This window comes from Tunicatimonas pelagia (assembly GCF_030506325.1).
GTDB lineage: Bacteria > Bacteroidota > Bacteroidia > Cytophagales > Cyclobacteriaceae > Tunicatimonas > Tunicatimonas pelagia.
On record NZ_CP120683.1, the window covers coordinates 4,726,514 to 4,741,274 of the forward strand.

At 44.9% G+C, this 14,761-nt stretch carries 11 protein-coding genes; 9 read left to right on the forward strand and 2 right to left on the reverse strand.

Annotated elements, in window-relative coordinates:
* Positions 1–52 precede the first annotated feature (52 nt).
* The 9 genes from P0M28_RS20290 (at position 53) to P0M28_RS20330 (ending at position 12,321) form a co-directional block, all read left to right on the forward strand.
* On the forward strand, positions 53–1,453 hold the full coding sequence (locus tag P0M28_RS20290; RefSeq protein ID WP_302204641.1) for an MBL fold metallo-hydrolase RNA specificity domain-containing protein: 1,401 nt from the start codon (positions 53–55) through the stop codon (positions 1,451–1,453).
* A gap of 920 nt (positions 1,454–2,373) precedes the next feature.
* Entirely contained in the window at positions 2,374–4,341 is a 1,968-nt protein-coding gene (locus tag P0M28_RS20295; RefSeq protein ID WP_302204643.1) for a PAS domain S-box protein, read from the forward strand.
* Between the two features lie 25 nt (positions 4,342–4,366).
* Positions 4,367–4,903 carry a chemotaxis protein CheW gene (locus P0M28_RS20300; protein WP_302204644.1) on the forward strand — a complete coding sequence of 179 codons (537 nt, stop codon included), beginning with the start codon at positions 4,367–4,369 and terminating at the stop codon, positions 4,901–4,903.
* Between the two features lie 93 nt (positions 4,904–4,996).
* Positions 4,997–5,353, forward strand: coding sequence for a response regulator (locus P0M28_RS20305; RefSeq protein WP_302204645.1), 357 nt, complete (start codon positions 4,997–4,999; stop codon positions 5,351–5,353).
* Positions 5,354–5,365: 12 nt separating this feature from the next.
* Entirely contained in the window at positions 5,366–6,406 is a 1,041-nt protein-coding gene (cheB, locus tag P0M28_RS20310) for a chemotaxis-specific protein-glutamate methyltransferase CheB (protein WP_302204646.1), read from the forward strand.
* Between the two features lie 20 nt (positions 6,407–6,426).
* Complete coding sequence (locus P0M28_RS20315; protein WP_302204647.1) at positions 6,427–8,361, forward strand: chemotaxis protein CheA; 1,935 nt, start codon at positions 6,427–6,429, stop codon at positions 8,359–8,361.
* A gap of 7 nt (positions 8,362–8,368) precedes the next feature.
* Positions 8,369–9,004, forward strand: a complete 636-nt coding sequence (locus P0M28_RS20320; RefSeq protein WP_302204649.1) for a chemotaxis protein CheC — start codon at positions 8,369–8,371, stop codon at positions 9,002–9,004.
* 11 nt (positions 9,005–9,015) lie between these two features.
* A complete protein-coding gene (locus P0M28_RS20325; RefSeq protein ID WP_302204651.1) occupies positions 9,016–11,493 on the forward strand; it encodes a PAS domain S-box protein in 2,478 nt (825 codons plus the stop codon).
* Positions 11,494–11,499: 6 nt separating this feature from the next.
* Positions 11,500–12,321 carry a CheR family methyltransferase gene (locus P0M28_RS20330; protein WP_302204653.1) on the forward strand — a complete coding sequence of 274 codons (822 nt, stop codon included), beginning with the start codon at positions 11,500–11,502 and terminating at the stop codon, positions 12,319–12,321.
* Between the two features lie 136 nt (positions 12,322–12,457).
* Here the strand turns inward: P0M28_RS20330 and P0M28_RS20335 are convergent, their stop codons facing one another.
* On the reverse strand, positions 12,458–13,057 hold the full coding sequence (locus P0M28_RS20335) for a hypothetical protein (protein WP_302204655.1): 600 nt from the start codon (positions 13,055–13,057) through the stop codon (positions 12,458–12,460).
* A 183-nt stretch (positions 13,058–13,240) separates the two neighbouring features.
* Entirely contained in the window at positions 13,241–14,743 is a 1,503-nt protein-coding gene (locus P0M28_RS20340; protein ID WP_302204657.1) for a sulfatase family protein, read from the reverse strand.
* Between the last annotated feature and the right edge of the window lie 18 nt (positions 14,744–14,761).

Genomic DNA, 14,761 nt, shown 5'->3' on the forward strand with positions numbered 1-14,761 from the left:
CAAACACCTAAGAGCGTTTGGGGTTGATAAATAAACAGCTAAAACTACACCAATGAACGTTTCTATCCAATTTCTTGGGGCAGCCCAATCGGTAACTGGCTCCAAGCATTTACTGCACTTTGACGACTTTCAGGTACTGATGGATTGCGGTCTGTTTCAGGGGCTGAAGAAGCTCCGGCAGCGTAACTGGGACCCATTTCCGATGAATGTATCTGAAGTAGAAGCACTCGTGATTTCTCATTCCCACATTGACCACATTGGCTACTTACCTAGGCTGGTGAAAGAAGGGTACGACGGCCCCATCTACTGCACCACGGCTACCGCCGAACTAGCGCGTATTATGCTGCTCGACTCAGCTAAACTTCAGGAAGAAGAAGCTGAGTGGGCAAGAAAAAAGGGATATTCTAAGCATAAGCCACCCCAGCCACTGTACACTACCGAAGATGCAGAGAATACTTTCCGACTGTTTGAACCCCATGAGTTTGACGAGGATATTTATTTGCGTGACGATATCCGGTTGAAGTTTCACAATGCCGGACATATTTTGGGTGCCGGATGGGTAGAACTGAACGTGCGGGGAGAGTCGCAAAGTAAAACGATTATTTTTTCCGGTGACTTAGGGAGGTACAACCAACCTGTGTTGCGCGATCCGGTATCAATGACTCAAACCGATGTTTTGTTGGTAGAATCCACCTACGGCGATCGGGAGAACCTGTCGGAAGATCCTACCGAAGAATTTGCTCAGGTAGTAAACGAAGCAATGGATCGGGGTGGCTGTCTACTAATTCCCGCGTTTGCGGTGGGGCGCACCCAAACGGTTATGTACTATTTAAAGACATTGATGGAAGCGGGCAAAATACCGAAAGTACCCGTGTATCTTGATAGCCCGATGGCGATTAACGTCACTAATCTTTACAAACGTTTCTTTACCTACCACAAACTGCGCGATCAAGACTTACAGTACAGCGAATCTATTTTCGACTACGAGTTTTTTAACTACTATCGCAGTGTTCCTGCATCACAAAGTATTAATGAGATTCGGAAGAATGCCATCATCGTTTCTTCTAGCGGCATGTGTACCGGAGGTCGGGTGCTGCACCACCTAGTTCGTCGTTTAGATCGGCCCGAGGATACTATTCTGTTCGTAGGCTACCAAGCTAAGGGAACCCGAGGCCGACGTATTCTCGACCAGGAAGAAACCATCCGTATTTTCGGGCAAAACGTACCGCTCAAGATGCAGGTGCGCCGCATTGATGGGCTGTCGGCTCACGCGGATAAAAGCGAACTGCTACGTTGGGTGAATACGCTCAAGGAGCATCCTAAGCGAACTTTTCTGGTGCATGGTGAGATAGATAGTGCTCAGGTAATGCAAAAAAGCCTGGAAGATGCCGGGTGGCCCAACGTCCACATTCCTGATTATCAAGAGAGCCATACCTTATTTGCCGGAATTTAAAATCGCTTTTGTACACAGCATCTCCTAATTGTCAGATTTAGTATACCAACTTGGGGGGGTAGTATAAGATGAAACGGGTGCTGTCTTTGCATTACGTAGTTTACCCGTTGAAACCTTACAACCGGGTGCAGTAACTGGGTGGCCTCCTTCTCTGATAGCCGGATGCAGTTTTTATACGGCACTTACTCATAATTATGGTGAAGAATGCGAACGATACCGACAGCGAGTAAGAAGATGGATTTAAACAATTGTTTTTTACGAAGTTAGGAGCGATAATATCTACTCATTTTACTCGGAAAAAGGATAATTAATCCGAACTAGAGCAGATAATATCTCTGTCTAACATTTGCTCCACTTACCATAATTTAAGTAACTAATGTTAGCATTACCACGCTGATCCGCCCTAAAAATAGATATAGCCAGTAAATATTACTTTTAGAGAGCATACCTACCCCATTTTTGGCTTTTCTCGGTAAAGTACTATTGCATTTAGCATGGGTTACGAGTAGAAATTACTCAATGGTCTTCAATTTAGTCATCCAGTAAGAATGGTTGATTAGCATTGCATGCCACTATTCAAACGTATGTATCTGAAAATTAGATACTTATCAGTTAATTTTTATTCCAAATATCTTTTTGTGGTGCTCAATAAGGTAAAAATACCTATTCTCAGAAGGTTACAAATTTCAGAAATCAAAATCGTGCTATCAGATTTAGTAATCACCTTCCTGTTTTATTTAAAAAAACATTTTAAAAGTTATATAAATTGGTCGAGATAAGGTAGAAGATACACAAATCATACAGACTCCATGAAAGTAAGCATTCTCGGTAGGTTGATGAAAACGAAGGTATCATCTTTGGAAAATAGGCATTAGTGTGCTAACAACTTATCGGATAATTACCCTAAACATCACAGGTAAATGAAGACAGCTCAAAAAACTTCTACAACTACTAAGTCTGGTGAAACCCAAACGAATACCGAGCTAGATCAATTAAAAAAGCACAAATCCAAGCTAGAGGCTGATCTGAAAAAAATGACTGAGACCCTGAAAAAAGGTCAGGCAATACAACAAGAGCTGGAACAGGCACAGAAACGGAGCGAAGAGGTGCTGGAACAAGCAGTAGATTCTGTAGTCACAATCAATTCGGATAAAATCGTAACTTTTTACAATAAGGCGGCTGAACAAATGTTTGGTTACAGCCGGGAAGAGGTGCTTGGGCAAAACGTGAAGATGATTGTACCGATGGAGCACCGGGGTAACCACGATCAATACGTAGAGTCTAATATGACTACGGGGGAGAATAAGGTAGTGGGGCAAGGGCGCAACTTGGAGATGGTTCGTAAAGACGGAAGCAAGTTTTGGGGTAACTTATCACTTAGCAAAGTAAAGGTAGGTGACGCACTACAGTACACTGCTTTTATTAAAGATATTACCCAAGAGAAGGTTGCCAAGGAAAAGGCAGAGCAAATACAGCGCGCGGTAGACACTGGGTGGGCGTCTATTGAGTTTGAACTAGATGGCACAATTATTTCCGCTAATGAGAATTTTCTTCGGGCAGTTGGTTACGCTAGTGCCAGCGAAGTTGAAGGTAAGCACCACCGAATTTTTTGTACTCCAGAGTACGCTAATAGCGATGAATACGGAAATTTCTGGAGCGAGTTAAACCAAGGAAACATCAGTGCCGGAGAGTTTGAGCGGGTGCGGAAGGATGGCCAAAGAGTTTGGCTAAGTGCTTCTTATACCCCCGTGAGAGATAATGCGGGGCGGATAGTGAAGGTGATTAAGATTGCCACAGATATTACCAAAGTAAAAGAACCAGTACTTCAGGTTCGGGACTTAATCTCGAGTATGGCTCAAGGTGATCTCACCCAAAAGTTTGAAATAACGGCTGAAGGATACGTTCAGGAAATGGGTGATGCACTCAACGTGGCAATGGAAAATTTGAATGGCCTACTGGGTAGTATTGGCAAAAATGCTGATCGGGTGGGCGAATCAGCCAATAATTTACTGGAGAGAAGTAAAAATATCCGCGACAATACTAGCGAGGTTGCCTCAGCTATTTCCCAGATGTCTAAAGGGGCGCAAGACCAAGCCCAGCGAACCGATGAATCATCTAAGCTGGTAGATCAGGTACTGTCTAGCGCCAATGATATGGAGCAAAAAGCCAATAGCATTTACCAAACGGCCGACCAAGGGCAGCAAAGCTGCGAAAATGGGTTGCTGATTGTAAAGAATTTGGTGGAAAATATGGATGGTATTCGTTCGTCGGCCAACGTGACCACGGAGTCTATCAACGTGCTGACCGAGCGAGCTGAAGAGATTGGGCGTACACTTAACGTCATCTCCGACATCGCTTCCCAAACGAACCTATTGGCGCTCAACGCAGCTATAGAAGCTGCTCGCGCTGGTGATGCCGGACGAGGCTTTGCCGTAGTAGCCGAAGAAATTCGAAAGTTAGCCGAAGACTCCCGACGTTCGGCCATTGATATTGAAAAAATTATCAGCGATGTGCAGAAAGATACGCAGTCGGCCAGTAAGGCGATAGAAACTATGCAGGTAAGTGTGGAAGACGGCAGCGGTGCCACTAAAGAAGCCTCCACCATTTTTTCTGAAATTTCTGATGCCAGTACCAACACGCTTAGCTACGCGAAAGAGATTCAGGAGGCTACTTCCGGTCAGAAATCTTTTATTGACGATGTAGCCAAAAATATTGAGCAAATTGTAGTAGTCGCCGAAGAAACCGCTGCAGGTACCGAAGAAGTAGCTACTTCATCGCAAGACCTGAACGGCAGCGTAGGGGAAATTACTGAGGCTAGTAATCAGCTTTCTAGTGTGGCCGAAGAATTACAAAAAGGAGTAAGCAAGTTCAAGCTTCGTCAATCATAAAATCATTATCTGTAACGAAACCACTATGGAAGCTACGGAATTAGAACCCAGGCAAGCGGAAGAGGCCGTTGATAACGGTGCCCGTCAGCAACTCATTGTTTTCAAATTGGGCGAAGAAGAGTACGGGATTACCATCGATCAGATTAAAGAAGTGGTCTTTACTCCTAATATCACCCCTATGCCTCAGGTACCCTCTTATATTAAAGGGGTGGCCAACATTCGGGGTAATATTCTGGCTATTGTCGATTTAAGAGAAAAATTTGGCTTGCAAACCCAAAAATCTGATGCAGATGAGTCTTCTTCTAACTATACGTTGGTAGTAGCCAGCTCGCAACTGAATGTAGGTATTCTGGTAAAAGAAGTACCTAATACCCTCACCGTATCTACCAGTGATATTGAAGATACCGCTAGCATTATGCAGGGTAGTCAGGAAGGACGGCAGTACATTAAAGGCATTGTTAAGGTAGATAAAAAACTGGTTATCCTGATTGATGTATTTGCGGTAATGCAGGATAAAGAAATTAGCCAAACACTTACTTCTGAAGCAATAACAAACGAATAATGATTGATGACGAATGAGTAATGAAGTCCAATAAGTCATCATTCATTAATCATCATTCACTAATCATTATTATCAATCATTAAACTTAAAATAATGGCAAAGAAAGTACTTATTGTAGACGATTCGTTGTACATGAGAACCCTCATAAAAAACTCAATTGCTGAGGGTGGGTTTGAGGTGGTAGGAGAAGCCGCTAATGGTGAAGAAGCCATTGACCTAGCGCTGGAAATGCAACCCGATATTATCACGCTAGATAATATTCTTCCCGACATGATCGGTACGGATATTCTAAAAGTATACCACGAAGAGGAGCTGCCCTCTCAGGTGGTAATGATTAGTGCGGTAGGGCAAGAGTCAGTAATAGAAGAAGGAATGCGCTTAGGAGCTAAAGAATATATTGTGAAGCCCTTTACCTCAGAAAAGCTGCTTGATGTATTGAATAAACTTTAATTCGCTCGCGGTATGCCTCCTCACAAGACAACTACCTTGCTGATTGAGGACTCGGGGTTCATGCGAATTATCTTAAGCGACCTCTTGAAAAGTGACCCCTCCATCGAGTTACTGGGAACCGCTTCTAATGGCCTCAAAGGTCTTGAAAAGATCCGACAACTTCGGCCCGATGTGATTATTACCGATATGGTAATGCCCGAAAGCGACGGGCTGGCCGTGGTAAAGAATGTAATGCAAAATAATCCTAAGCCCGTAATCTTGTTAAGTTCATTAGAAAAAGAAGACCCCAAAGTATTTGAAGCACTATTGGCGGGAGCTTTTGATTTCCTCAACAAAGAAGAAGTAACCAAGCTGGCCAAACAGCAGCAGTTCCCCCTTAACGAGATGGTGAAGGTTGCAGCAGGAGTGTCGTTAGGCAAACTTGCCGGAGCCCGGGGCGAGAAAAATACGTTTGAGCATAGTTTTGATGAGCAACTGCGCTACGAAGCAATTGCCATTGGAGCTTCTACCGGCGGGCCAGTAGCTATTGAACAATTACTCAACGGCCTACCCGCCAATCTCAATATTCCGGTAATTATTGCCCAGCATATGCCTGAGCAGTTTCTGCGCTCGTTTGCCAAACGCCTCGACCGAGTTATCCCGCTGAGGGTAAAGCTAGCTCAACAAGGAGAGGAGCCAGAAGGGGGCACAGTTTACGTGCTTCCGGGCCATAAGAACAGCCACGTAATCCTGGATTCTCACACCAATCGGCCTATTTTTAGCTTTACTCGGAAAAAGTATCGGGAGTTTAACTTCCCCTCAATAGATGGATTATTTATGTCGCTAGCCGAAGTGTACGGAAAAAAACTGATTGGTATTGTACTCACAGGTATGGGAAGAGATGGTACCAAAGGGCTTCAGGCAATTCAGCAGCAGCGCGGATTCACCATTGCTCAGGATGAAAAGTCTTCGGTGGTATTTGGTATGCCCAAAAGTGCGATAGATCATAAAGTAATCAATCAGGTATTAGCCTTAAAAGAAATCCCCGGCTTCGTAGTAAGCTGTTTGGCATAAGTAGTACTAAACCAGTAGGAATGAGCAAGGAAAACGAGTATAGAGAACTATTTTTGGCAGAAGCCCTCGAAAACCACGAGGAGCTTAACCGACTAATTACCCAACTGGAAAAAAAGCCGGACGATCAATCGGCGATTAATGCTATTTTTCGGATCACCCACACTTTGAAGGGGAATGCTGCCGGAATGGGCTTTGAGCGTATTGCGGAACTGGGGCATACCCTCGAGACACTGTTCGGGGAAGTGAGGGAACAGCGGCTGAAGCTGAATCCTGATATGTTCACCGCGCTCTTTAAGGCTATCGACACCCTGGGCGCACTTATTCGATCATTGAGCGATGGCTCAAAAGTGGCTTACAAAGGCATTAAAACCAAGTTAGAAGTAATCTGTCGGCAGGCGAATGCTTCTCCGGGTGAGGAAGTTAAAGAAAAAAAGGAGGTTGAAGAAAAACCAGAAGAACCAGCCAAGTCAGTAAATCCAGTCGCAGCATCTCCCAAGAAAACCCGAAAACCGCGTAAAAAAAGCACAGCTCAAAACAAGAAAAAGACAGCTACTGCTAGCGAACTAACCAAGGAAGATTCAACCCTCAAAGATGAGGTAGCCACTTCAACATCTGAACCAACGCAAGCGGTAGCGAAAAAGATGGCTTCAAAAACGGCTACTGAGGAAAAGGGGGTGGAGAGCTCAATGCCAGAACCTCAAGAACAACCGACTGAGAATAAAATTGTGTTCTCAGATTTAGTGCAAGTGCCAGTACGCAAACTCGATAATTTGCTCAACCTAGTGGGTGAGCTGATTATTGAGCGCGACCGGATTATTGCCTCGCACGCTGAACTCACCGGAGCCAACGAGTATTCCCGTCTTAATCGCATATCCTCTGACTTACAGTATTCCGTAATGGATGTACGGCTGGTGCAGGTAGGTTTTCTGTTTAACAAATTTCATCGGGTAGTACGCGATGCGGCCACTTCGGAGAAGAAAGAAGTTACCCTCAAACTAGAGGGAACCGATACCGAAATAGATCGAAATATTCTTCAAATTATCAGTGATTCGCTAATTCATCTGGTGCGAAACTGTATTGCCCACGGCATTGAACAACCCGATGCCCGGAAGCAGCTCGGAAAGGAGCCCCAAGGTACAGTGACGCTGAAAGCCAGTAATGAAAACGATGGGGTGGTTATAGAGATTATTGATGATGGCAGTGGAGTAAATGTTGAGAAAGTGCGAGAGCGAGGCATTGAGCGAGGGTTGATCTCATCGGAGCAAGCCGCTACCATGTCTGATGAAGAGATAACCATGCTAATCTTTGAACCGGGCTTTTCTACTAACGAGCAAATTAACGCTATCTCCGGGCGAGGCGTAGGGATGGACGTAGTAAAAAAAGCATTAGACTCAGTAAGCGGTAAAGTTATCGTGCATAGCAAGGCAGGCGAAGGAACCTGTATTCGTTTATCGCTGCCCTCATCAATGGCGGTGAAAGGAACCTTACTGTTTGAGGCCAATCAAACAGAATACGCTATTCCACTGCCTTACACCGAAGCGGTGGTGTCGCTCTATCGCGCTGAGGTGCACAAAGTAGGGCGGGGACTAGCGTTTACCTATCAGGGAAAAACGGTATCGCTGGTTTTTTTAAAAGATATATTGTCTCTGCCTCCGGGGGTGTCGGCTCCCCAACCCGAAGACCTTCGGCAAAGCTGGGAACAGCTTCACGATGAATCGCAACTAGAGATCATTGTCGTTTCGGGAGGCAACCACACCATAGGGTTGGTGGTTGACAAGCTCCTTCAACGAAAAGAGATCGTAGAAAAACCGCTCAACCAACCCGTAGATCAGGTACAATTTATTAGCGGAGTTACTATTCTGGGAAATGGTAATGTTTGTTTGGTCTTACACGTACCGGCTATCATAAGTTTTATCTTTCAAACTGCCCATCGCCAAGCGGGGGCTTTATCCTGAATAGCAAATGTCAATACTTACTCTACCTGAAAAACAGCTAGCCCAAGAAATTATTGAAGCTGGCTACGTAAGTGCTGCCCGGTCATTTTCTGGCGTTGCTCAGCAACAAGTAATGATAGAGACCTCCGGCATAACCATATCAAAATTTACTGAGAAATATTTCTCAATAAAGGAGAAAGGGAACCTCACATTGATTACCACCAAAATTATTGGCGACATACAAGGAGAAAGCTTTTTGTTGCTTACCGAATCAGAGCGCCAAGCTATGTTTAATACTTGTCTTCCTCCGGGCGGCTCACCCGAAGAGCGACACACAATGCAAGAGGCTATTCTAAAAGAGCTGGACAACATAATTTCGGCTGCGGTAATTACGGAGGCATCCAACGTATTGCAAGTAAATATCTACGGTGATGTACCCAAATTAGTAGAGGGCACTGCTGAGGAGATACAACTTACGGTACTCAGTAACTTCACCGATTCAGTGGATAGCAATATCTTCCTGTTCGCCAATACCCGATTCTCGTTTGAGCAAAACACTGCCCTTCAGCCCCGTTTCTTCTGGAAATTCCACCAAAACTTCGTGGATCGTATCAAAGAACAGGTTAATACACTACATCAGTACCGTCGGCTTCCCAATGTTTAGAGATTATCATTATGAAGTTTTTAGTGTCCACTCAAAAATTTAAGTACGTAGCTCTGCTAACCGCTACTATTTGGTTAGTACAAGTCAGTATTTTATTGCTGGAAATTCCTTACAAAGGTCTGTGGGTTGGAGTAAGTGGTGGTGTACTAGTTACCTGTCTTCTACTGATGTTATTTCAACTGCTTCGTCAGCAGGGTGAGTTGCAAAAATCCCTTACTCAGCTAGCCAATGGCCAACCTCCCCTGAGTAGTGCCGATCATCAAGCAATTGGTCAGCAGATGATTGATAAAGTGTATGATAAAATGGAGGAGGCTACAGTTTTTATTAACGCACTAGAAAAAGAAGAAGACACTACTAAACTGATGCATCTTAGCGCGGAGGAGTACCTCGGGCAAGCGCTAGTAAGTGCTCGTACGGCGTTTACTAATTACCGCCAGCAGGAGAAACAGCACCGCTGGGTGGCCGAAGGGCTCGCCCATTTCTCAGAGATACTGCGAGAATACACCGAAGATTTACCGGAACTTAGCTATCAGGTAATTCAGAATCTATCGAAGTACTTGAATGCTAATCAGGGTGGCTTATTTATTCTTAACGAAGAAGAAGAAGACAAGGAGCCTTTTCTGGAATTGCAAGCGTACTATGCCTACCAAAAGAAACGATACGTTGAAAAGAAAGTGGAATTAGGGCATGGGTTAATTGGTCAGTGTGCCCTGGAGCGTAAACCAATTATTCTTACTAAGGTGCCACCAGACTACGTAACCATTACGTCTGGGTTAGGGGAAGCAACTCCGCGAGCAGTAGTAATTTATCCACTGGTGTTTCAGGAAAGAGTAAGGGGCGTAGTTGAGTTGGCCTCGTTTAAACCCTTTGAGGAGCACCAACTGGATTTTTTAGGCAAAGTATGTGAAAGCATGGCATCTACCCTCACTATTGTTCGGGGGAGTGTTCGTACTCAACAGATGCTGGAAAGCTCCCAGAAGCTAGCTGAAGAACTACAGGGCCGCGAGGAAATGATGCGGGACTACTTAGAGGAGCTTTATTCAGCACAGCAAAGAATGCAAGACAAGCAGGCGGAGTTGGAAGGGATTTTTAAGGCGATGGATGCTACGCTGCTGGTCGGTTACTTCTATTTAGACGGTCGGTTGATGACCGCCAATCAGAATTTCACGGAGCTACTTGGCATACACTCGGAAGATCTGGAATATAGGCGTGGAATTTTAGCAAAGGCTGAGCGGGAGAATCCAGAATTGTGGAAAGAGCTGGCTTCGGGCGCAAGTTTGGCCGATGACTTTTTGCTGAAAATGGGCGATCAAGAAGAAAAGTGGATAAATGCCTCTCTTTCTCCAGTACGGTCACCATCGGGCGAAATAGAAAAGATCTTACTGCTAGGCACCGATATCACCAAGAAGAAACTGGTGTTAGAGAAATTGTCGCTAGTGGCGGATAACACCGATAACTCCGTAATTATTGCCAATAAATACGGACAAATAGAATACGTGAATGGTGGCTTTACGAAGCTTACCGGCTATCAGGCAGATGAGGTGATGTGGCTACGGCCCGGGGAAGTATTACAAGGGCCTAATACCGACCAAAAAACAGTAAAGCGTATTGGGAAATTGCTTAGAAGAGGAGTGCCTTTTTACGAAGAAATACTCAACTACACCAAGCAGGGAAAAAGCTACTGGATATCACTCATGATTAACCCAGTAAAAAATAAAGCAGGTGAGGTAGAGCGGTTTATCTCCATTCAGGCGGATGTAACCAAGATTAAAGAGGCTACCTTAGATTACACTTATAAATTGGAGGCGATCAGTAAATCGAATGCGGTAGTTGAGTTTGATCCTCAGGGAAAAATACTGAAAGCTAATGACATGTTTCTGAAGGTAAGTGGGTTCACTAAAAAAGACATAAAAGGACAGTCGTACGAGTTTCTGGTACCAGATGATGAAAAAGGAAAGCCTCAGGTTCAAATGATGTGGGACAACTTAAAGGAGGGGACCTTTTTCTCCGGTGAGTTTCGGCTTAAGGGACAAGATGGTCAGGAATTGTGGCTGAATGGTACTTACAACCCAATATTTAACCTGGAAGGAGACCTGCACCGAATCGTCATGTTTGCCCAGTTTACTACGCATGAGAAAGAAAAGCAACAGGAGCTGGATAGCACAGTGAAGGCTCTCAACAGTGCAGTGTTAACCTTAGAAATGAATAATCAGGGTAAACTAAAGAAAGCCAATCAGCGCTTCTTGGATGCTTTTGGTTACAAGCGCTTGGCTATTTCCCGAAAACACCTGAAAGATTTACTGGCACCTCAGTGCAGCTTACCTTCGCTAGATAATATTCATGAGCACTCTACCCATAATCTAACATTGCTAACCCAGAATGGTGAAGAAAAGCATTTTCAGGGTAGGTTTATTGGGATAAATAACCTAGCGGATAAACAGACTAAAATAATTCTAGTGCTGTTGGAAACCCCAGTCATTGCTAATTAGTAATTTATGCCGGCTACTCAAATTACCGACGAAGAGTTAAAATCATTAACCCAGGCCATATTGCGCCGATACGGTATTGATTTTACTTGTTATGAACCGTCCTCCCTCAAACGAAGAGTAGACCGCTGCATCAGTGTGCTTAAGCTGGAGACAGTGCATAACCTTTGGGTGAAACTACTAAAGGATCAGATGTTTGTGCATCGGTTTATGGATGAAATATCGGTAGGGCTTACTGCTATGTTTCGGGATCCGGTACTGTGGAAAGCACTGAAAAAGGATATTCTGAATAGTCTGGCGACTAAAAACAGAATCAATATATGGCATGCCGGATGCTCCTCGGGTGAAGAGGTGTACTCAATGGGCATTGTACTTCAGGAAAGTAACCTGCTCTCTCAGAGTAAGGCAATAGCTACCGATATTAGCGATGCTGCCATCGCCGGAGCCCAACAAGGCAAGTATCATCATTTAAAGCTGGCGGAATACGAAAAGAATTATCGGGAATATAACCCGCTAGGGACGTTTGAGAAATATTATCAAAAAGATGGTACCGACGGAGCGATGAATAGCGAGCTGATTAAGCACGTAGATTTTCGTCATCATAACCTAATTAGTGAACCACCGCCCGGTCAGTTCGATATTATCTTTTGCCGTAATGTGATGATCTATTTTGACAATCAGGCTAAAATCAACTTGCTTCAGCGCTTCCACCAGCATCTCAACGATGGTGGGTACCTGATTATTGGTTTCTACGATGCGCTGGTACCGCTGATTGATAAAAGCAAGTATCACATTATTGATCTTGATGCTAAAATCTTTCAGAAGATATAGTACTTACTCAAAGTGGCTGATTACTAAGAAAATAGTCCACTGTCCTTAAATTATGAGACCCAGCTTGTTGACTTCGGAAAAGATTGATTTTGAATCCCGGTCTCCGGATTTCTGTTAACTTTCACATCTCACACTTCTACCTTTCCTCTTTTTTAGGCGGATTAATCATAATGTGGGCTCGATGGGTGCCGGGGTCCATAATCCAGGGCATTCCGGGAGCTTCGGGACTGAGGGGTAGGCCAGTGCTGGCGGCAGTCGCGTAAGGAATGTACACCACGTAGCGAAAGTCCGGTTCGGTTACTTCGCCGGTTTCAGCGTTGTAGCGACCTTCTGGGGCACTGAGTACGTATAACGTAGTAGGGTCTGCGGGCATATTGAGACTGCCGGCTTTTACTTCGTTTTCTCGCATATCGAATATTTCTTGGGTAGACTTTCCTTCTTTTCTCAGGTCGCGGCCTCGTTGCATAAAGGGTTCCAAATCGCGGTGATAGCAAGATGCACTGAACCCTTTCCGGCTGGGGTCATCGGCAATACATACCATATCGTTGCTGCCCTCGCGTAGTGTTACGAGATTACCGTCTCCATCAAAGCCGTATACCATTGCCTCTGATCGCAAGTCTTCCGGAGCAGCCAGTACGGCATTTTCAATCTGCAACTCAGCATTGAGAACGGATTCTTGCCCCACGCAGGACAGGGCAATACTGATAAAGAAAAAAATGAGATGGTAGGTTTTCATGAGGTCAAATTTGGTTGGATGGTTCAATGGCTCAATTATTAAATTGCTACTGGTTAATAAGAATTGCAAATTATAAATTTATAAATTGAAGATTACAGGTTATAGTTATCGTCCTCCATTAGTCATTACTCATCAATCATTCGTCATCGCTCTCCGCCCCGCGCTCCTAGATCCAACCTCTTTTCATAACTGACTTTGTAATTGATCGTAGGTTGGCTGTAAATCTAATGTGTCAGCGTACTGTTGTTGTAGGGCCTGTAAATCCTGAAATAAGTTGGTTATCTGATCAGCGTACGCTGAGTCATCAGCTAAGTTAGTCGTTTCGTTGGGGTCTTGTTGGAGATCATACAATAGCACTTGGTTGATGTTGGGGTACACAATTAGTTTCATTCCGTCTTTACGGATCATGCGCTGATAGTTGATATAACTGCCGTAAATAGCCTCGTAGGCACCTATCGTAGATTCACCAGTGGCTAACCCCAAAAAGCTATTAAAATCTACGTAGTCGGGCTTCGGAATATCGGCTAGTTCCAAGCTAGTCGCCATAATATCTTGCAGATATACGTCAGTATCTACCACCTGATTTGCCGGAATGTCGGGGCCAACCAGCATGAGTGGCACCCGAAGGCTATGATCGTACATATTCTGTTTACCTAGCAAGCCGTGCCTTCCTACCGATAAACCGTGGTCGGCCGAGAAGAAGATATAGGTGTTTTCCATTTTTCCGCTCGCTTCCAGTGCATCCAGTATCTTACCAATCTGCTCGTCGAGATGCGTAATTATGGCGTAATACTCCTGCCTATGCACTTTGGTAGCGTATTCGGTACGCGGAAATGGGGCTAGTGCTTCATCGCGTAGTTTGGGGCCTAAGCCAATCCCTTCGTCGTAGGGGTAGCGGGGCATCCAGCTTTCGGGTAGCGAAATGCTATCGAGCGGGTAGCGATTTACAAATGCCTTTGGGGCTTGACGGGGATCGTGTGGGGCATTAAACGCCAGATACATAAAAAACGGATCAGACTTGGCGGTAGCACTATCCAGAAAGTCTAGCGCATCATCCCGTAGTACTTCACTCCAGTGCTGGCCGCCCTCCCAAAAGCCTCCCATTGCCGTATCGTAGGGCGACCAGGATGTGTCTTGCTCGTTTTTAGGGCGATTATACCCTAACGGCATGGTCTCCGGACTGTCAAACGAGCCTTTGCTCCGAAAATCGCCGGGCATACCGGGGCGTACGTGACGTACCGTTTGAAATACCGAATCAGGGTTGGCGGCTACGTGCCATTTACCGGTAAGGTAGGTGCTGTAGCCTTGCTGCTTCATTAAGTTGCCCCAGGTTTGGGCTAATGCCAGCGAGTCGTTTTGTTGCCATCGGTCTTTAAATTGGTTGGCGCGCCAAAGTGATCGCCCCGAGATCATCATACTGCGGGATGCGATACATACCGCCCCATTCCAGCCTCCCATATTATACGTGTGGGTAAAGGTGGTTCCTTGCTGAACCAACCTATCCAAATTAGGGGTCTCTATCTCGGTATTGCCTAGTGCCTGAATGGCGGTATACGTCATATCATCGGCAAACAGAAACACAATGTTGGGAGGAGGGGGTTGAGTCGGCTCTTCACTAGCTGAAGAACAGCCAAACTGTATCAATACAAAAAGCGGAATAGAAAGAATCAGTGAAGAGTGCTTCATTGACAAAACAGGAAGTTA

Bases quoted from the DNA above. Each gene is read 5' to 3' on its own strand.
- P0M28_RS20290 (WP_302204641.1), top strand. From the start codon at position 53: ATGAACGTTTCTATCCAATTTCTTGGGGCAGCCCAATCGGTAACTGGC.
- P0M28_RS20295 (WP_302204643.1), top strand. From the start codon at position 2,374: ATGAAGACAGCTCAAAAAACTTCTACAACTACTAAGTCTGGTGAAACC.
- P0M28_RS20300 (WP_302204644.1), top strand. From the start codon at position 4,367: ATGGAAGCTACGGAATTAGAACCCAGGCAAGCGGAAGAGGCCGTTGAT.
- P0M28_RS20305 (WP_302204645.1), top strand. From the start codon at position 4,997: ATGGCAAAGAAAGTACTTATTGTAGACGATTCGTTGTACATGAGAACC.
- cheB (WP_302204646.1), top strand. From the start codon at position 5,366: ATGCCTCCTCACAAGACAACTACCTTGCTGATTGAGGACTCGGGGTTC.
- P0M28_RS20315 (WP_302204647.1), top strand. From the start codon at position 6,427: ATGAGCAAGGAAAACGAGTATAGAGAACTATTTTTGGCAGAAGCCCTC.
- P0M28_RS20320 (WP_302204649.1), top strand. From the start codon at position 8,369: ATGTCAATACTTACTCTACCTGAAAAACAGCTAGCCCAAGAAATTATT.
- P0M28_RS20325 (WP_302204651.1), top strand. From the start codon at position 9,016: ATGAAGTTTTTAGTGTCCACTCAAAAATTTAAGTACGTAGCTCTGCTA.
- P0M28_RS20330 (WP_302204653.1), top strand. From the start codon at position 11,500: ATGCCGGCTACTCAAATTACCGACGAAGAGTTAAAATCATTAACCCAG.
- P0M28_RS20335 (WP_302204655.1), bottom strand. From the start codon at position 13,057: ATGAAAACCTACCATCTCATTTTTTTCTTTATCAGTATTGCCCTGTCC.
- P0M28_RS20340 (WP_302204657.1), bottom strand. From the start codon at position 14,743: ATGAAGCACTCTTCACTGATTCTTTCTATTCCGCTTTTTGTATTGATA.